A 19,751-nucleotide genomic window follows, 5' to 3' on the forward strand; every position below is an offset into this window, starting at 1 on the left:
ACTCCACTTATTCCAGAGCCGCAGCTGAGATCATGACCTACACTACGGGAGATCGATTCTTCCCCGGTGGTATGGGCGTGTTCGATTGTCCGGAGAACCAATATCTCGTCTTTGAAGATGGCCCCAGCATGGATATCCAACTCCAATGGGCGACTTATCAGGATGCCTCCGATCAGTGCAGTCTCTCACGTATATGGGGCGGTATCCACCCCCCGGCCGATGACATCCCCGGGCGTAAGATCGGTTTCGAGGTGGGAAATAATGCCAATGTTCTCGCAGAGCGATACTTCACCGGTGGGTATCCGCAAGTGGAATCCTTGACCCTTTCGGATTCAGAGATCACCGATGCCGATGTAGGCTCCACATTGACTGTCACAGTAGTCTATGATCAGCGCATGGATCAATCGCTCATGCCTCAGTTCGACTTCAGTCAGGATCTGAGCAATACACTGAATTCGCCCTCAGGCGCTTGGATGGCCGATGACACCTACGAGTTACAATTCACCATCGCTGATGCCAACGAGGTAGTGGCCCTGACGGATATTTCCATATCCAGTGCACGCAATGAATATGGAACGGATCAGGTCGCATTTGCTGCCGAGGAACAGCTCTACGTAGATACCGACAATCCAGCAGCTTCACTGGCGCTGGATGATAGCGACCCGGATTTCGTTCTGCTGCTGCTCACTTTCGACCAGAGCATGGATACCAACCTGGACCCTTTGGTATTCTTCCCCAATGAGGACCCTCTGGCCGGAGTGCTGACCTATAATGCTGGATTCAGCGCCTGGATCTCAGAGACCTTGTTCTCAGCCGTATACGATGTCAATAGCGATGTACAGATGTACGATATCGATGTGGCCGTCAACGTGGCCACGGACACCATGGGCAACGAAATGGTGGAGATCAATGAGATCGATTTCTTCTCGGTGGATAATCTGGCCCCTGAGGTGGTGAGTGTTACTCCTTCTCTGGCCATCGTATCGAGTAGTGATGCCGGTCCGGGTAGCTTCACGATAGACATTGTATTCAATGAGGCCATGGATACCTCTATCCATCCGGATTTCACCTACACCCTGGATGATCCATTGGTCAATACTCTATGGCCAACAGGAGATTTGGGAGGAGCGTGGTCAGATGCATTTACCTATCAGCTGGTCTACGATGTTTTCGACAATAATGAGGAGTTGGACAACATCGATCTGATGATCTCAGGAGCTATGGATCAGTTCGGGAATCAACTATCTGACATTCTCTACCCCGGTCTATACCGTGTGGACACAAAAGAACCAGGACTTGTTTCCTACACGCTGAGTCATGACCTTATCACCGATGCACTCATCGGCCCCAACACTGTGAACATCGTAGCTCATTTTGATGAACCGATGATGACCGAGGTGCAACCCATTTTTACAACGCCTAACGAGAATCCAGGAGGTGCTTTGGCACTCTCACTCCCAGGTGCTTCATGGCTGGATGAGAACTCCTTCCAATGGCAGTTCACGGTCTTCGATGAAGATCTGGTTCTGGCCGATGTAGACATCGCATTTGTGGCTGCTTCAGATCAAGGGGGAAATCAATTGGATACTCTCTTGATCGATCAGATCGATATTGAAATGGACAATCCGGATGTGAACGGATTGGTCGTTTCCCAAGGGATGATCAGTGATGCAGATCTAGGAAACACCTTCGAACTAGGACTTAAATTCTCAGAACCCATCGATCCGAACTCATCGATCAGTATCGCATATCCAGAAGGCGATGCGAGTGGTACACTGATGATGAGCGCTCAAGATTGGCCAGTTGCTGATTCCTTGGTCATCTCTTTCGATATCATGGATGAGGACCTGGATCTGGCCGATATCGATTTCGAATTCAATGGTCTGGTAGATACCGTAGGAAATGTCATGGAGACTTTCTTGGCCAGTAATCTGATGAGCATCGATATGCTGAATCCATCCGTAGGTACGCTGCTGAGTAATACCACCCTAGTGGACAACGCGCTTCTCGGTACAGGGACCTTCACCATCGATGTGGAGTTCTCCGAGGTACTGGACCAGAACTTCGAACCACAACTCACCTTCCCGGTAGAGGACCCTAGTGCCACACTGGATCTGAATAACGATATGAGCACATGGACCTCAGAATCCTCCTATCGCTTTGCTTATGATGTGATGGAGGGAATGACCGCTCTGCCGGATGTGGATGTACGTATTGCAGGCGCCTACGATCTGTCCGGCAATGAATCCTATCTGCTGGTCGCGGAGGACTTCTTCGATATTGACATCGCTTCTTCCCTGGAAGAACTGGAAGCTGGAGGCGTATTGCTCTATCCGAATCCAGTGACTCAGGGCGAGTCGATCAACTTGACTACCGAGCGCCCATTCACAGGCCTGGTCACTTTGGAATTGATTGATGCTATCGGACAGACCGTATCGATGGATCGTGTGCCAGTGGATGGAAGGAGCACCTTGGAGTGGACCTTGGGCGATATCGCACCGGGATCCTATCTCTTGCATCTGACCGATCAAGAACGATCCTTGACCCTCAAGGTGCAGGTGATCCGGTAATTCGGATAGCCTATCAAAAAGGTATATTTAGCGGGCCATTCCCTATGGCCCGCTTTTCTTTTTCCATACCCCTATGAATTCTGCTATACATGTCAGGCGATTGATTGCTCAAGGCGAGCATCAGCAATTGGATTTCAAGTATGAGCTGAATGATTCACGCAAGATCGCCCGCTCGTTGGTGGCTTTTGCCAATACGGATGGAGGCCGCTTGCTGGTAGGAGTGAAAGACAATGGGAAGATCACGGGGATCGATTCTGAAGAAGAGATGTACGTGGTCGAAGCAGCTGCTCAATTCTACAGCGACCCGGAAATTCCGATCCAAGGGCAGTTGCATGAGATAGATGGCAAAGAGGTACTGGAGATCAAGGTAGAAGCCAGCGAAGAGAAGCATTTCGTCAAGGAAGAAGGCGATAGACGCATGGCCTATATCCGCCATGAGGATATGAACCTCAAGGCCAATCGTGTCTTGCTGCGCATCTGGCAATTGAGTGGCAAGAAGAAGGGGGACCGATTCGAGTATGGCGAGAAAGAACAGCGTCTTTTCAACTACCTTAAGGAGCATGGTCACATCACCTTCAAGAAGTACTGCCGCATCACCAGACAACACTACCGAAGAGCCACCGATAAACTGGCCAAACTGGTCATGTGGGAAGTGCTAGATATGGATATCAGCGAGAAGGGTGTCTTCTATACCGTAGGGGAACACATGGATGAGGCACTCAAGCGGACCGAAGAGACCGTGCAGAGATCTGTGGATTGAAAGGCCAATAAGGTGCCGTTTCCTGTACGATATCAAGCCTTGATAAATCGTACTTTCACCCGTCTATCCAAACCATTGCGCTATATGTCGATACATAGATCGATCGGACCGATCCTCGTGCTCATCTTCATAGTCCAATTCTCGCAGTTCCGGGCTCAGACCACCATCACTCTCGGAGAGCAGGATTTTCCGGGTGATGACTTCAGTATAGAAGCTCCTTACAGCTTCAATCAGACCTCCCTGCGCTCACAGACTCTGGTGCTCGCCTCAGAACTACAGGCGCAAGGACTGACCCAAGGGGAGATCGTTTCTATCGGATTCCAGGTCTTCGAACTAGTCACCAACGGAACCCTCCAGGATTTCAGGATATTGATGGGAGAGTCGGACAACGATTTCGGTTTTCAGTTCGAGGGGGGATTGACCGAGGTCCTGGCTCCTGCTCCATATACACCTACCAGCGACTGGAACACCCATGTATTCGATACGCCCTACATGTGGGATGGAGAAAGTGATATCATCATCGAGACCTGCTACCAGAACGATGGACCCGGTGGTCAGGAGACCTCCATCTGGTATTCCTTCTTCGGAGTGGATTCCTACAAGGAGTCCGATCATCTGAGCGGCAATCCGGCCTGTGATGACCCCTTTGCAGAAGACCTGTATTTCTCTCGACCTCGATTGCAGCTGACCTGGCAAGCTCCGATGGTCCCACCTGTTGCCGCTATCGATATCAACAGCATCGGTGTGTGCAGTGGTCTCATCTCTCTATCAGATGCGTCTACCTTCAATCCGGATTCATGGCTCTGGTATTTCGGGGATGGGAGTACGAGTACAGAGCAGGACCCTAGCTATACCTATTCGGAGAGTGGTACCTATACCCTCTCCTTGGTCGTCACCAATGCATTCGGCACCGATAGTATCGCATTGGAAGATGCCATCACCATCTCCTTGGCCGATATCTCTCCTGTAGCAGCAGATTGCACACCGATGACCCAGGATCAGGAATTGGGATTTGGGCCGATCTCTGTCAGCCTGAATGGGACCACCGTGAATTCCTCCAATGGAACAGCCGGCTATGAAGACTTGACCTGTACGGTCTTTGAAGTGGAACAAGGAATCGAGTACACCTTCGAGGTAGTGGTGGATGGCCCTTCACAGAATCACGTAGCCGCTTGGATCGACTACAATGCCGATGGTTCCTTTGCCGAATCAGAGAAGATCCTCTCCGAAGTCTCCAGTGGAGTCAGTATGGTGCCTCTCACCGTGTCCAATGATGCTCTCACCGATAGCATCCTGCGTATGCGGGTGATCTCGGATTTCTATCTGCTCGGAGAACCCGGACCCTGTACAGATCCAGAAGGTGGTCAGGCAGATGATTACTCTCTGCGTATCATACCGAATGTCTCACCGCCTGAAGCCTCCTTCACTGTGGATCCAGACTTCTCTTGTGACGGCACTGTGCAGTTCTATGATGCCTCCAGCAATGTGGCCACCGGATGGCTTTGGCAATTCGGAGATGGGAATTTCAGCAATGTACAGGACCCGATACACACCTATGAAAATAGCGGGACATACACGGTTTCGCTCACTGCACAGAATGACTTCGGCACGGATGATACCGTGATGACGGATATTGTCACAGTAGACCTCGATCAGCAACTCACTCCAGCCTGTGAAGTGAACACGCTCAATCATTGCTGTGGCTATGGGATCCTGAATGTTCAGTTCGAAGGAATAGATAATAGTTCCGCCAATGGTGAAGAGGGCTATCAGGACTTCTCGTGCAGCCAAGAAGCCACCGTTACCGAAGGAATGAGCTATCCGATCATCATGACGCTCGGCCAGGACAATCCACACGACACGCACATCTATATCGATCTGGATGATGATGGACAATTCAGTTCAGGTGAACTCGTCTTCTCTGCCTTGAACACCAATAATGTCAACACGACCTTGACCATACCCGATAATGCACCGCTGGTGGAGACCCGTTTGCGTATGCGGATCATTGGCGACTATCTAGGGAATGCAAATCCTGGGTGTACTGATGTGGAATTCGGACAGGCCGAGGACTATGCCATCATCATTCAACCGGATACCACACCTCCAGTGGCCGACTTCTCAGCCAGCCCTACATTGAGCTGTGACGGTCAGGTGAATTTCACCAATCTCTCTACCAGCGCTACGGAATACCTATGGTATTTCGGAGATAGCAATACGAGCACTGATGCCGAACCCACCCACACCTACTTGACCGAAGGAAGCTTCACTGTATCTCTGGTAGCGAGCAACGATTATGGAGTGGATAGCGTGGCTTATGAGAATCTTATCACCGTGGATTTCGATGGGGTGTGTGACACTATCACCATGCCTGCCGATGGTATCGCGGAAGTATTGACCGATTGCAACGGATTCCTTGCAGATGACGGTGGACCCTATGAGCCGTATGAGAACAACACTTCTGGTAGCCAGACGATCACGGTCGAAGAAGGGAACTACATCCGTTTGGAGTTCTTCGATTTCTTCTTCCAATTCAACAACGATTTCCTACTCATCTATGATGGACCGGATGAGAGTGCTCCTTTGATCGGTCAGTTCACAGGGAATACGCTTCCCAATGGAGGTATCGTGGAAAGCACCGGCAATTCGATCACGCTGCGACAGATCACCAATTTCTTCGGTCAATTCGATGGATTCCTCTTGGAATGGACCTGTCTACCGGTAGGCCTGACAGAACTCGACCCTGCAGGTTTCAAGCTCTATCCCAATCCTACTGACGGACCTTTGGAGATCCGATCCAGCAATGGAGATCCACTTCAAGAATTATCCATATTCGACAACATAGGAAGGTTGATAGCTCGTGAAGGAAGACCTGCTCCATATATGGACCTCTCCTATCTTCCACCCGGTAATTACCTGGTAGAGATCGTGACCGCACAAGGTGTAGCACGGCAACGATTGATCATCAGATAAGTGACAGGCATGAGAACGATTGTACGACCTTCCCTCCTTCTGACCTTCTTCTTACTTCTTTTCCTATCACCTCTGAGTGAACTCATGGCCACACATCTGGTCGGGGGTAGCTTGAACTATGAGTACCTAGGGCAGAATGTGGACGGTACCTATCGGTACAGGGTCTATTCTGTGACCTACACCGATGTGGGACCTACTTCCAACTTCGATGATCCGGAAGATGAGATTCCTGTTGCGGTCTATGCCAATGACCTGCTGAATCCGGATGCCGACAAAATATTGATCACAGAATTCGACATGCCCCTGATATCGATCACAGAGGTCACCTTGGCCGGTGTCCCTTCTGGATGCACGGTAGGTGAAGATGTCACCATCGAGCGAGGAGACTATGAATTCCTGGTCGACCTTCCGTTGAATTTCGATGGATACTGGCTATACTATGATCGTTGCTGTAGGAACAATGCGGTAGTCAATCTCACGCCCCAACAAGGGGTAGGTTTCTCCACCTACATCCCTTCACCCATCGTGGAGAATAGCTCTCCTTTTTTCAATGTGGACCCGGTCCCATTCCTCTGTGCAGGAGATACGAGTTCCTTCCTGAATAGTGCCGTAGATCCAGATGGAGACCAGATGGTATTCTCTTTCATCACCCCATTTAGAGGATACAGTACCGATCTCGATCCGAATCCAGGAGCCTTTGGATATCCCAATCCCTTAGGATGGGAAGTACCCTCGGTAGACTATCAGAACAATTTTTCAAGCGCTGATCCCTTCGGGCCTGGTGGCTATGCCTTCATCAACGGTGCCACCGGATTGACAAGCTACATGGCACCCAATGCGGGTCAATATGCCGTGGCCGTAGAGATCAAAGAATACCGGAATGGGAATCTGATCGGCATCATTCGTAGAGACCTTCAGCTTGTAGTGATCAACTGCCCCCCCAATCCAGCACCGGATCTTTCAAATGTATCGGCCGGTAATGTAGGCCCCACCGAGTGGGAGATCGATGAGGGAGATACACTCTGTTTCCCGGTGGTTTTTGAAGATGGTAACGGGGATAGCTTGTTATTGACCGCATTCGGAGAAGTTTTCGATGGAGCCTTGGTCACACCTACCGCTTCCATCAACACACCACAGACCGGAGAAGGCACCGTACAAGCCGATTTCTGCTGGTTCACGGATTGTGACCTAGGTCGCGCTAATCCCTATTTCTTCGGTGTGACTGCATCGGATAATGGTTGTCCGCCAAAGAGTGCAAGTGAAGTCTATTCGATCGAGGTCATCCCATTCACAGGTTCGACCAGCATCGATGGAAACAGCACGCCCTGCGAGACTTCTACCGAAACCTATACGACCGATGTATTCGTGGATGGGGACTATGCATGGAGTGTATCCGGTGGAGTGATCCTTTCTGGCCAAGGGACCAATACTGTGACCGTGGATTGGGGTGATTCCGGTGCAGGTACACTTTCGGTCACCAGTACCAATTTCAGAGGCTGTGTAGGTGACCCCTTCGATCTGGATATCGCTATTCTGCCTTTGCCGGATATCGATGCCGGGCCGGATGTATCGTTCTGTCTAGGAGATACGATCAGCATCGGTGGTGCACCTACAGGACCAGCCGGTTCCATCTACGTGTGGGGACCCGATGAGGCCATTTCCGATATCAATGCCTCCAATCCGGATGTCTCACCTACGAGCAATATCAGCTACGAAGTGCAGGTCATCTCTGCCAATAGTTGTTCAGCACGGGATACCGTGGAAGTGACCGTAAACTCTACCTCTGCTGAGGCGCAAGGGGATGAAGAGATATGTGCTGAAGATGCAGCATTCCTGCAGGTCATAACACCTGCCGATGACATCCTCTGGACACCCGGTGCCGATCTCAATGACGATACGATAAGCAATCCGATCGCCAGTCCGGATATGACCACCACCTATCTCGTGCAAGTCACAGATGAGAACGGATGTATGGCTGAGGATTCCATTACGGTAACGGTCTACGAACTCCCCATTGCTGACGCGGGGATGAATGATAGCATCTGTGGATTCGACTATCCATTGCAGGCTATTCCGAGCATCGGGACCGGTCAATGGCAGGATCTAGGAGGTGGAGTCACCTTCATGGATGATACGGACCCCAATACCATGGTCACAGCCCCAAATACTGGATTCTTCGAATTGATCTGGATCGAGACCAATGTGATCTGTGAAGTAGAGGATACTGTGACCATCGAATTCATCGATCAGCCGCAAGCAGATGCCGGGGCAGACGGGAGTTCATGTGATCTGGAGTATACGCTTCAGGCCAGCCCGAGTATAGGCATGGGAGAATGGCTACCAACGACTGGAGTCACACTATCCGACTCCAATGACCCCAATGCCTTGCTCAATGCTGCGAGCTATGGGACCTATGTCATGGAATGGGTAGAAAGCAATCGAAGCTGTCGAGATACCGCTCAAGTCACCATAGACCTGGTAGAGCAACCGACTGCTGACGCAGGTATGGATGACATGATCTGTGGGGACGAGTACCCATTGAATGCGACACCGAGTGTCGGTGGGGGAACCTGGTCAGGACCTGCAGGCCTGTCTTTCAGCGATCCGAATGACGCCCAAGCCACGGCCATTACGACCATCTATGGACCTCAGACTTTGACCTGGACAGAAGACAATGGATTCGGTTGCACATCCTCAGCAAGCGTGGTGATAGAATTCAATGAGATCCCCATCTCGGACGCAGGGCCGGATGACATTGCATGCGGACTGAGTTATGATCTGCAGGCCAACGCCTCAGCTGGTTCAGGTATTTGGGTCGCACCCGGTGGTCTGACCGTCACCGACATCACCGACCCACAGAGTGTGGTCACCGCAGATAACTACGGTACTTACACCCTCACCTGGACCGAAGACAATGCGGGATGTACCGATCAGGACCAAGTAGAGATCACCTTCAGCGAATCCCCTCAGGCAGATGCCGGAATGGATGATACGGTATGTGGGGATAATTATGTCCTCAATGCTACTTCAAGCACGGGTACTGGTACTTGGACGGCTGGACCTGATGTGAGCTTCAGTGATGTGAATGACCCGAACGCCCTAGCCACTTCCTCCCTATTCGGCAGTCAGACATTGACTTGGACTGAAGACAACAATGGCTGCATCGACCAAGCAAGTATCGAGGTCACCTTCTTCGAGATTCCTCAAGCAGATGCCGGGGAAGACCTAGCACTCTGCGGAAATGAGATCACACTCAACGCTTCGCCCAGTCTGGGTACCGGGACCTGGAGCGGGCCGGCCGAGGTCAGCTTCAATGATGTCAATGATCCGGCAAGTACGAGTACAAGCACAACCCCAGGGAGCTACATCCTCACTTGGACCGAGGAGTCCAATGGTTGTTCGGCTTCTGATGATGTACTGGTCGAATTTCTAGAAGTGCCTGTTGCAGATGCAGGGGAGGACGAACTGCTTTGCCTCAACAGCTCTGTTCAACTCCAAGCTCAGGGTGGAGATGAGTATCTATGGACACCTGATCTCGATCTGGATGACCCATCCATTGCCGACCCTACGGCATCCCCTACTGATACGGTCACATATACGGTCACAGTGTCCTTGGACAATGGATGTTCCTCGACAGATGAACTCAGCATCTTCGTCCTCGACCTACCGACTGTGGATGCTGGATCGGATGTCAGTTATCTCTGTCTGGGTGACAGTATCCAGCTACAGGCCACGCCTGGATTCGATGCCTATACCTGGGCTCCCGATGTGGGCCTCTCCGACCCCAACATTGCTGATCCAGTAGCTGCACCTACTATCGCATTGGAGATAGAATATGTAGTGTTGGTAGAAGATGAGAATGGATGTCAGAATACCGATACCGTGCGTGTCACAGTCAACCCCATCGTACCGACCGATGCCGGACCGGACACATTGATATGCACCGGAGAGCCAGTAGTACTGGGAGGTGACCCGACAGCACCCGATGGGACCGAATATGCTTGGACACCGACCACCGCGATGAACGACAGCACCTTGGCCAATCCTACAGTTAGCCCGAGTGAGACGACCACCTATACCGTGTTCACCGATAATTCGATCTGTTCCGGTCAGGACGAAGTGACCGTCATCGTAGAAGAGATTCCTACACTGGATTTCCAAATAGAAGCCGAACCGGGGTGTGACGCATTGCGCGTGCGCTTCAACAATCTGAGCGATCCGGAACTCACCTATATCTGGGATCTCGGTGATGGCACCAGCTCTGAAGAATTCTCTCCAGTACACGCCTATGAATTCAATGCTTCCTATCTCATCACATTGACCGGCCAATCAGAACTCGGTTGCGTCTATACCCGCGATGAGATCTTGGATGCCAGTGATTTTGAGAGCTATTTCGAGATTGCCGTTCCCAATGTTTTTACGCCTAATGGTGATGGGAACAATGATGTCTTCGATATCAATCTGACCGGACAGGTAGAGGATTGTTTCTATATGGAGATCTTCAATCGATGGGGGCAGACCATGTTCCTCGCTGCTGGAAACGCTACCCGATGGGATGGATTCACCCGCGCAGGGGATCCTGCAGCAGCGGGAGTGTATTTCTACGTGATAGAGTTCAATGGACTTTCCTACAAGGGAAGCGTCCAGTTGATACGTTGAAGAAGGTTCAGCTTAATTATTCAAAGCCCCTTCGGCAATCCACTTGCTGATCTTCTCAATATTGCAGGCACTGAGCTGTCCTGCATTCTGCGGCATAGGTGAACAACCTGACGCATGCTGGATACTACACAGCAAAGATCCATCTTGCACCCGCTCATTGACTCCGCCATACGTAGATAGATCGATGCTTCCACTCGGGGTTCCACCGCTGTGACAAGTAATACAATGGGTCTCCAGGATCGACATTACATCCAGCGAATAAGTGACCGATACTGTGTCGCATAGATTTCCCTGGGGATAGAGTTCTTCCTCGATATCGTAGTAACAGGATTCGAGAAAGAGCCCTGCCATCAAGATGGATATCATGAAAAACAGGGCTCTATTCACGCTATGACCAAACAGACTATTCATGAATGACAATTCGTTTTGTCTGGATTGCTCCAGCCTCGATCATGCTGATCAGGTATACTCCGGCCACATCTGGCGCAGGTATGGAATACATGTTCTGAGAAGAAAGGGGAGTCAAGCTCTCCTCTGCGATCATGGCTCCTGTGATATCCATGATCTGAAAGCGTGGCTGACGAGGACCTTGGTCTGGAAAAAGGATGTGGAGAGTCCCATCCGATGCATAATGGACCGACCATGGTGTTTCTGAGAAATCAGCACCTTCTAGTCCCACCGCAGTACACACGCCATTTATCTGTCCGAATTCGCCCACTGTAAAGGCTTGATTGAAACTCTGACCATGAATGGCTGAGAGCTCGAATGGAGAACCCTCTATGCCGATATCTATCCAAGTCTCTCCCCCGTTATTGGTGGCCATCACTTTACCAGGTCCACCACAGGCCCAGCCGATGCTCTCATTATGGAAGTAAACGTCCTCGAACTCGGAATTTGGATCGATGGCGATGAACTCGACATTGTCCCAGGTAGAATTGAGACGATATAGTCCACCTTCAGCTGCGATATATGCAGATCCTTGAGCAAAGGCAATGTCCTTCATATCACCGGATGTAGCCAGAATCAAAGGTGTCCAGGTCTGTCCGCCATTATCAGTAGTCAATAAGGTATTGTCCCGTCCGCATACGATTCCGTGCATCTCATCGATGAAATGAACACCGTGTAGACGAGCCGGACTTCCGCTGGATTGCGTCATCCAGGTGGCTCCTCCATCGCTCGTGTGGATGATGTTCCCTTCTTTACCGACCATCCAGCCCATGTCCGCATTCAGGAAGTAGAGCCCTTCTAGGTCATCGCTTGCGGGGGTGTTGCTGAACGTCCATGTCAGACCACCATCTGTAGTCTTCCCAAAAGCTGCATCATCACCTAGCACATACCCTGTATTCTGGTCGATGAAATAGAATTTACCGATATCATTCAGATAGGTGATATCCACATCGGTCCAGGTGGAGCCACAATCAGAGCTCCGTTTCATGAGTCCCATTTCTCCAGCGATGAGTACATCTCCATTGGAGAATACATGTACCCCACCCAACTCCAATGTGGTACCGATGGAGTATTGGGGCCACTGGGCCATCCCAAGAGCAATGGCAAGGCTAAAGATGAATGTGCAGATAGTTTTCATAATGATCGATGTTGAAGTTTGTGATTCAATTATCTGGTGCCCCTTCTAGTATCCAGGTCTGAATGAGATCGATCTCACAGGCTGGGAGGGCATTACTGTTATATGGCATCAATGGATATCCGTTGCTACCGGTGATCGAGGAGTAGAGTGCACCACTTATAGCGATGGTGCTGATATCCCCATAATCCTCCAATGAAAGTCCGCTACTCGGCTGAGCGCCTGAATGGCAGCCTTGACACTTCAGCTCGATGATGGGATAGATGGTCTGTGCAAATGTGACTTCCGTGGTGTCACATGAACTACAGGAGTTGTCTTGTGCCCCTTGGGCTATCCAATCGTAGATCATCTGGATCTGCTCCGCAGTGAGAGGGTCTTCCCCTGCAGGAGGCATACGGTCGTCCAAGTCGCTATCGGTGATGGTCTCATAGATCTCAGAATCTGCCGGATCGAAAGGTTCTACGTCTCCCGTGGTGACAATATTGAAGTATGAATCCAGTACCACCCCATCTTCAGCAGTAGCCGCATCATGGCACCCGGGTTGAGCACAGGAGGCTGTCAAGAATGGTAGTATCTCATTGACAAAGTAGACCGAATCCGGATCGCAAGGATTCCCTTGGAAAACAGTCGTATCCGGACCTCCACCCGTGGTATCGATAGGATCTTCAACGATCAATTCGTCCAGAATAGGGTCGTGCTTACAGGCTTGAGCTGCACAGACTACCAACGCTACGATTATCCAGATCCTATTCATCTCATTCGAAATATTACGCCTCAAAGCTAGATCCAGACCTCTGACATTGTGATGTTTAGGACTCAGTATTGAGTACGAATTTTTACGGATTCGGTCTACCCGGTCCTATATATGCTTCCTGAAATGGGTCATATTTGTTCCATGCGAAAATTCGTTCTCATATCGATCCTATCTACTCTGTCCATTGCCGTTCACGGACAGGAATTGATGCGATCAGATGATGTCTATATCCATATGAAGAGCGATGCGCCCTTAGAGGTTATAGAAGCAGAGAGCAGCGAGTGCCTGGGAATCATGGAGATAGAACGATCCTCCTTCCTGTTCAAGGTCAAGATCCGATCGTTCGAGGGATTCAACAGTCCACTGCAGAGAGAGCATTTCAATGAGAACTATATGGAATCGGATAGATTTCCAGATGCGCTTTTCAAAGGCTTTATACTCTCAGATATCGGAAACTTGGATTCTACATGGAATTCCATTCAGGTCAAAGGAACCCTTTCTGTGCACGGAGTGGATAAGGAACGTGTGTTGGATATAGAAATGAGAAGAACGGCTGATGATCTCATCGAGTTCCGAGGAACCTTCGAGGTCAGACTGGATGATCATGATATCTCCGTGCCTCGGATCGTCTATCAGAAGATTGCCGAAGTGATCAGCATCACTGTACGAGGCTCGCTCCAATGAGAGTACTTCTCCATATTGCCTGTTTTTCTACGATACTGGCCATCCATGCCCAAAAGCCCCATTTCACTCCGGTAGAATCCTTGGAAGGGGTATCTGTCACTCAGATGGAACAGGACCAACAAGGCCTGCTTCATCTCCTTGCGAAGGGAAGTCATATGACCTATGATGGCATGGATATTCAAGTATTTCATGATGCGGATTCTTTGAGCTTCAATTATATGACGCAATTGGAGTCTGCTACTCTATTGGGCACCGCTCAAGGGGCTCTTTACCGGAAATCTCCTGTAGGTCCCTATATGCGTCTCGCAAGCTTCTCCAGTGGGATTGAATTGATTGCGCCACTATCCCCAGATTCCATACTGATCATCCTTCAAAATGGAGAGACCCAACTCTATCGACCATCGACAGCTGCGTATTCTCTCCTAGAACTGCCGACCGATATCGGTATGAGCAATGATATATTGGTATCCGATGAGACCCTCTACTTCGCCACAGACCGAGGATTGTGGAGCTGCAATCCCCGATTGGAGGAATGGCAGAACTATGCCGAGCTGAAGAATAAGATAGTCACAGATCTCTCTTCCGCAGGAGACAAAAATCTGCTTATAGCCCTATATGATGGTGAGATCGCCTCATTGGATATACAGAATGCGGAGGTGGAATTCGTGCTCTCGGGACTAGAGCCCGTGCAACAGATCGTCCATTGCCCCGATCGCCTACTGATCTACCATGGAGACCGACTGATGATCCACCATTTGGACACAGCAGTCATGTCTGACAGAAGTTATGACATGGAGTGGCCCAACATTCAGTGTATGTACGTGGATGACGAATGGAATCTTTGGATTGGTAGTTCTACAGGCGTATCCAAGGCTCCCCTTCATTTCGGCCACTGGCTTTCAGAGCCTGATTCCGAGGTGCGTGCACTCGGCTATGCGGATGGCGATATCTACTATGGTACGGATAGAGGAGTATTCCGAAGCGGCTCAGAAGGAGAAGAGTTGATCATGGAATCCAATGTCTCATGCATGGATATAGACCAAGGGATCAAGGCGGTAGGAACATTCAATGATGGCTTATTCATCGCCATGGGCAGCAGCGGCTTTCAGCAAGTACAGGGACTTGTGGAATCCACCGTTCTCGCTGTGGAGATCCTATCCGATGCTCGGATCCTGGTGAGCACCTTGGGCGGAACACAATATGTGCATTGGAAAAATGGAAGCTTTGAAGCCGTAGAGCAGTTACATGATCTGGATACCTATTATATCTTGACCATACATGAGGCCCATGGGGGAAACATATTCCTTGGAACAGATAGAAAAGGTCTAATCCTTCTGAAGGAAGGCAAGGCCATTCATTCCAATGAAGTGGAAGGTGATGTATTAGGCACGGTACATGGCATCGCTGGCGATGGAGAAGCCCGTATACTATTGACCACGGCAGATCACGGTGTGGTCTCATATGTCGATCATGAATTGTCCAAGGTGCCAAGCCCACACGAGCAATGGTCAGAGTACACCAGCATCGTGCAGGTCAATGAAGAGGAGTTCCTCTTGATCGGAAGTGAAGAAGTAGCGGTCTATCGATCGTATGACAATGAACTGATGGCCTTCGATGAAGAGATCGGTATCGGTGGTGCAAAGGCCTTCAATAATAACTATGTCAAAATAGGTGAGCGAATCCTCTTCGAGCAATCTGGGAATCTGTATCTCTACTACGCCCGATCACAAACAGCCAGAAGTGCAAGTAAGACCATGCTCTTGAGCGCAGAAGCCGATCTACGTCCGATAGATGCGAAGAATGCCCATTTGAAGGAGGATGAGAACAGTGTTCAATTCAAATTCAATGGCCTATTATATCGCAATCCAGAAAAACTTTATTTCCAATACAGACTCGATGGCTTCGACTCTGATTGGCGCGTCACTCAAGACCGTGTGGTCACCTACCCGAATCTTGATCCGGGCAGCTATGAATTCGTACTGCGTTCAGGACATGATAGAGCGAACTTCAATGGAGAAGAAGTACGTTTCCCCTTTCAGATCCAGAGGTATTTCTATAACACCTTTTGGTTCAGATCCTTGATGCTCTTACTTTTTCTTGGGTTCATTATCTGGGCATGGAGAAGAAGGGTCAAGAGTCAATTCCTCAATCAACGACTGGAACTCCTACAGAGTCAAAGCAGACTCATGGGACTCAAAGCACAACTCAACCCGCATTTCCTCTTCAACAGTTTCAACACCATCATCGGCCTCACCGAAGAAGACCCTGCACGGAGTGTCGAATTCACCGAATTATTGACCGATTTCTATCGCATGGTCATCGAAGTGACAGAGGAAGAGACCATCCCGATAGAGAAGGAAATGGACTTGGTACGTTGTTATATCCAATTGCTCCAGATACGTTTCGATGGTGCCCTCGATATCCAGTTTCAAGGAGAATTCACCGACTTCGACATTCCCCCTATGACACTGCAGCTTCTTATTGAGAATGCGGTCAAGCACAACAGGGCTGAAAAGGCAGAACCCTTGCACATCGAAATACACAGAGAAGCTGATTTGCTCAGTGTGAAGAATGACAAGAGGCCCAAAGCGACCTCCCCCCACTCACTGGGTGTTGGCCTGAACAATCTCCGCTCACGCTACGAGTTGCTTTTCAAAAAAGAGATTGTGATCAAAGAAGATTCCACTCATTTTGAAGTCATGCTCCCCATTGCTGATTCATGACTCTCACGGACTCGCATAGCACATTGCAGATCATCATCTTAGAAGATGAGGCGATCGCTTCCAGGCGATTGATCCGATTGCTCCATGAAGTAGTCACTCGGGAGATTCAAGTTGTAGAGACTTTCCAGACCGTAGCCGCGCTTATCCGATATCTGGAGAATCATCCCCACCCCGACCTTTTGTTACTGGATATCATGGTGGCCGATGGGACCAGCTTCGAACTCTTCGACCATGTGGAACCTCAATGTCCATTCATCTTTGTCACGGCTTATGATGAATTTGCTGTTCAGGCCTTTCGAAAACACGCCTTGGATTACTTACTCAAACCCATCAAAAGGGCCGATCTACGCGATGCCTTGGAGCGACTGCCTACTCCCCGTGCAGAGGATGTACAGAAAGCCGAACAAGAGCTCTCCCCATATCGCAGTTCTTTCTTGATCCGTTTTGCCAATAAGTTGACTCCCGTTCAGGTGGCGGATATAGCCTACATCCATTCTTCTGAAAAAATGGCCTTCTTCTACCTCAAGAATGGTCAACGCATCGCCTCGGACCTACGCCTTCAGGAACTGATCAACAAATTGGACCCCCAGAAATTCATACGTGCCAATCGGCAATTCATAATTCATAGAGAATCGATCGATGAGGTCTTCGTTCATAGCCGTTCCAGATTGAAGGTCACCCTTCTGCCAGCCGCTCCTGAGACACTGATAATCAGCACTGAGATGACTCCTGAATTCAAGAAATGGCTGGATGGAATATCCTGACCTTACCGATTCAGTGGATGAAATTGAGCTTTCAGGACAAAAACATACCCTTCCAGTGACTTTGAGCGATATTCGGTATAGGAATTGCCAAAAACCACTTCGTCATGAAGAAATTAGTCATAGCCGTACTCGCCATCGCTCTTATTGTCGGAGGTATAATGGCCATCAAGGCCTACAATGCCGGACCACGTGACCTGAGCACTGAGAGTAGTGATATCGCGATAGATGCCCGAGCCCTTTTCGATGCCTTTGCTACGGATGAAGCGAACGCTAATGCCCAGTATCTGGACAAAGTCATATCCGTAAGCGGTACGGTCAGCGATGTGCGACAAGGCCCACCTCAGACTATCGACTTAGAGACTGATGATATGCTCGGTCTGGTCAGCTGTGAAATGGCCGAACCCGCAGAGGATATCACACCAGGACAATCCGTCAGTATCAAAGGTCAATGCACTGGATATCTGAGTGACGTGATACTGGTGAAATGTATAATCGAGAAATAAGTTAGAACCATGAAAATCCTGATAATCAGCATATTGAGCATATTTGCGCTACAGTCGCTCCACGCTCAGAAATACTTTACCAAAGAAGGGAACATCAGTTTCTATTCAGATGCCCCGATGGAAAAGATCGAAGCTACCAACTCCAAGGCCACCTCGGTCATAGACAGCGAGACCGGTGCTATGCAATGGAGTGTCCTCATAAAAGCCTTCCACTTTGAGAAATCTCTGATGGAAGAACACTTCAACGAGAACTACATGGAGAGTTCTAAATTTCCAAAGGCCTTCTTCAAAGGGAAGATCGACAATATCGATGCCGTGGATTTTGAGAAAGATGGTGTGTACACCACAGACATCAGCGGTTCCTTGGAGATCCACGGTGTAGAGCAGGATGTCACTACTCAAGGGACCATAACTGTCAAAGGGGGTGGGATCAAAGGAGATTGTACATTCACAGTTGCTGTAGCGGACTACGATATAGAGATACCTGCATTGGTGGCCGATAATATCGCTAAGGAAGTAGAGATCCATGTACAGGCCGACTACCAAAAATTGAATAAATGAGATGGATCTTGATCCTGTTCCTACTCCCTTCTATCTTGGTCTTCAGTCAGGATGATGAATTGGATCTCTTGGATCTACTAGGAGAAGAGGAGACCACGGACTATACCATTGCCAGTTTCAAGGCCAACCGGGTCATCAACCTGCACTCGCTGGAGACCACTTCCAAACGTGTGCTCGATGTCAAGATCTCCCATAGATTGGGTGTCGTAACGGGGGGCTTACAGGAATGGTTCGGACTGGACCAGGCCACTGTGCGTCTGGGGGGTGACTACGGTATAACCGATCAGCTGATGGTCGGTCTGGGAAGGAGCAGTTTCGAAAAGACCTATGATGGTTTTGTGAAGTTCAAATTCCTGCGACAGAGTACCGGGAAACGCAAGATGCCCATCTCGGCTCTGGTGATGAGCAGTATGGCTATCAAGACCATTCCTTTTGCAGTGCCGGAAAGAGAGAATTATTTCAGCTCTCGCTTGTACTACGTGCATCAACTCATCATCGGTCGGAAATTCTCCGATGCCATCTCTTTCCAAGTCTCTCCTACCCTTGTCCATCGCAATCTGGTGGAGACGCTTCAAGAGGAGAACGATGTCTTTGCTCTCGGGATGGCTGGCCGCGTGAAGTTGACTCAGCGCCTCGCCTTGAATGCCGAGTACATCTACGTGCTCCCCGACCAACTGGCCGATCGGTATCGGAATTCCGCTTCCATCGGCCTCGATATAGAGACCGGTGGCCATGTGTTCCAATTGCATTTCACCAACAGCACAGCAATGAATGAGAAAGGTGTGATCACTGAGACGGTGGATGATTGGAGCAAGGGGGACGCGCATTTCGGGTTCAATGTCAGCCGGGTCTTTACGATCCGTAAAAAAGAGAAGCCCGATACCGATCTCTGAACAAAGCAATTGCTGGTCGGTCAATTTCGCTTCTTTTCATTTGCTCGAATTGAGATTTCATCTATTTTTGCTCGCCCGTCAGAAATGACGGATGACCGTTGAGAAACTGGTCCGGTAGTTCAGTTGGTTAGAATACCTGCCTGTCACGCAGGGGGTCGCGGGTTCGAGTCCCGTCCGGACCGCTGATACTCTTGAAAAAGAGAGCAGCATATTGAAGAAGCCCCGTATATCGGGGCTTTTTCTTTTTCCCCTCCTCCATCTTCTGCCCTTTTCATCCCATTGCTGGTGTGTTATTCGGTGGACTTTTTATCCATAACACTTAGTC

At 49.7% G+C, this 19,751-nt stretch carries 12 protein-coding genes, 1 tRNA gene and 1 pseudogene; 11 read left to right on the forward strand and 3 right to left on the reverse strand.

What is annotated here, in order from left to right; all coding sequences use genetic code 11:
- From HKN79_10050 to HKN79_10065, 4 genes and pseudogenes are all read left to right on the forward strand, one after another.
- Positions 1–257: pseudogene (locus HKN79_10050) on the forward strand (hypothetical protein).
- A 2,386-nt stretch (positions 258–2,643) separates the two neighbouring features.
- On the forward strand, positions 2,644–3,330 hold the full coding sequence (locus HKN79_10055) for an ATP-binding protein (protein NNC83910.1): 687 nt from the start codon (positions 2,644–2,646) through the stop codon (positions 3,328–3,330).
- Between the two features lie 84 nt (positions 3,331–3,414).
- Positions 3,415–6,303: a PKD domain-containing protein gene (locus HKN79_10060; protein ID NNC83911.1), complete on the forward strand. Its 2,889-nt coding sequence runs from the start codon at positions 3,415–3,417 to the stop codon at positions 6,301–6,303.
- Positions 6,304–6,312: 9 nt separating this feature from the next.
- Complete coding sequence (locus HKN79_10065; GenBank protein NNC83912.1) at positions 6,313–10,962, forward strand: T9SS type B sorting domain-containing protein; 4,650 nt, start codon at positions 6,313–6,315, stop codon at positions 10,960–10,962.
- 12 nt (positions 10,963–10,974) lie between these two features.
- On the opposite strand, the gene HKN79_10070 is transcribed toward HKN79_10065, so the two are convergent.
- Genes HKN79_10070 through HKN79_10080 form a run of 3 tightly spaced genes read right to left on the reverse strand, consistent with a single transcriptional unit; the run spans position 10,975 to position 13,298 of the window.
- Complete coding sequence (locus tag HKN79_10070; GenBank protein NNC83913.1) at positions 10,975–11,328, reverse strand: hypothetical protein; 354 nt, start codon at positions 11,326–11,328, stop codon at positions 10,975–10,977.
- Between the two features lie 37 nt (positions 11,329–11,365).
- The gene (locus HKN79_10075) at positions 11,366–12,547 is read right to left on the reverse strand and encodes a T9SS type A sorting domain-containing protein (GenBank protein NNC83914.1); all 1,182 of its coding nucleotides are present in this window, start codon (positions 12,545–12,547) and stop codon (positions 11,366–11,368) included.
- A gap of 25 nt (positions 12,548–12,572) precedes the next feature.
- Positions 12,573–13,298 carry a hypothetical protein gene (locus tag HKN79_10080; protein ID NNC83915.1) on the reverse strand — a complete coding sequence of 242 codons (726 nt, stop codon included), beginning with the start codon at positions 13,296–13,298 and terminating at the stop codon, positions 12,573–12,575.
- A 141-nt stretch (positions 13,299–13,439) separates the two neighbouring features.
- Between HKN79_10080 and HKN79_10085 the strand changes: the two genes are divergently transcribed.
- The 7 genes from HKN79_10085 to HKN79_10115 all read left to right on the forward strand — a co-directional run bounded on the left by HKN79_10085 (position 13,440) and on the right by HKN79_10115 (position 19,608).
- Positions 13,440–13,982: a YceI family protein gene (locus HKN79_10085; protein ID NNC83916.1), complete on the forward strand. Its 543-nt coding sequence runs from the start codon at positions 13,440–13,442 to the stop codon at positions 13,980–13,982.
- Positions 13,979–16,705, forward strand: a complete 2,727-nt coding sequence (locus tag HKN79_10090) for a histidine kinase (GenBank protein ID NNC83917.1) — start codon at positions 13,979–13,981, stop codon at positions 16,703–16,705. The genes HKN79_10085 and HKN79_10090 overlap by 4 nt, the downstream gene beginning before the upstream one ends.
- Positions 16,702–17,469: a response regulator transcription factor gene (locus HKN79_10095; protein NNC83918.1), complete on the forward strand. Its 768-nt coding sequence runs from the start codon at positions 16,702–16,704 to the stop codon at positions 17,467–17,469. Before HKN79_10090 ends, HKN79_10095 begins: the two co-directional genes overlap by 4 nt.
- 104 nt (positions 17,470–17,573) lie before the next feature.
- Entirely contained in the window at positions 17,574–17,972 is a 399-nt protein-coding gene (locus tag HKN79_10100) for a hypothetical protein (protein ID NNC83919.1), read from the forward strand.
- A gap of 9 nt (positions 17,973–17,981) precedes the next feature.
- Positions 17,982–18,533, forward strand: a complete 552-nt coding sequence (locus HKN79_10105; GenBank protein NNC83920.1) for a YceI family protein — start codon at positions 17,982–17,984, stop codon at positions 18,531–18,533.
- A complete protein-coding gene (locus tag HKN79_10110; GenBank protein NNC83921.1) occupies positions 18,530–19,426 on the forward strand; it encodes a hypothetical protein in 897 nt (298 codons plus the stop codon). The genes HKN79_10105 and HKN79_10110 overlap by 4 nt, the downstream gene beginning before the upstream one ends.
- Before the next feature lie 108 nt (positions 19,427–19,534).
- Positions 19,535–19,608: transfer RNA gene (locus tag HKN79_10115), tRNA-Asp, on the forward strand.
- Positions 19,609–19,751 lie beyond the last annotated feature (143 nt).

This window comes from Flavobacteriales bacterium (assembly GCA_013001705.1).
Taxonomy (GTDB): domain Bacteria; phylum Bacteroidota; class Bacteroidia; order Flavobacteriales_D; family JABDKJ01; genus JABDLZ01.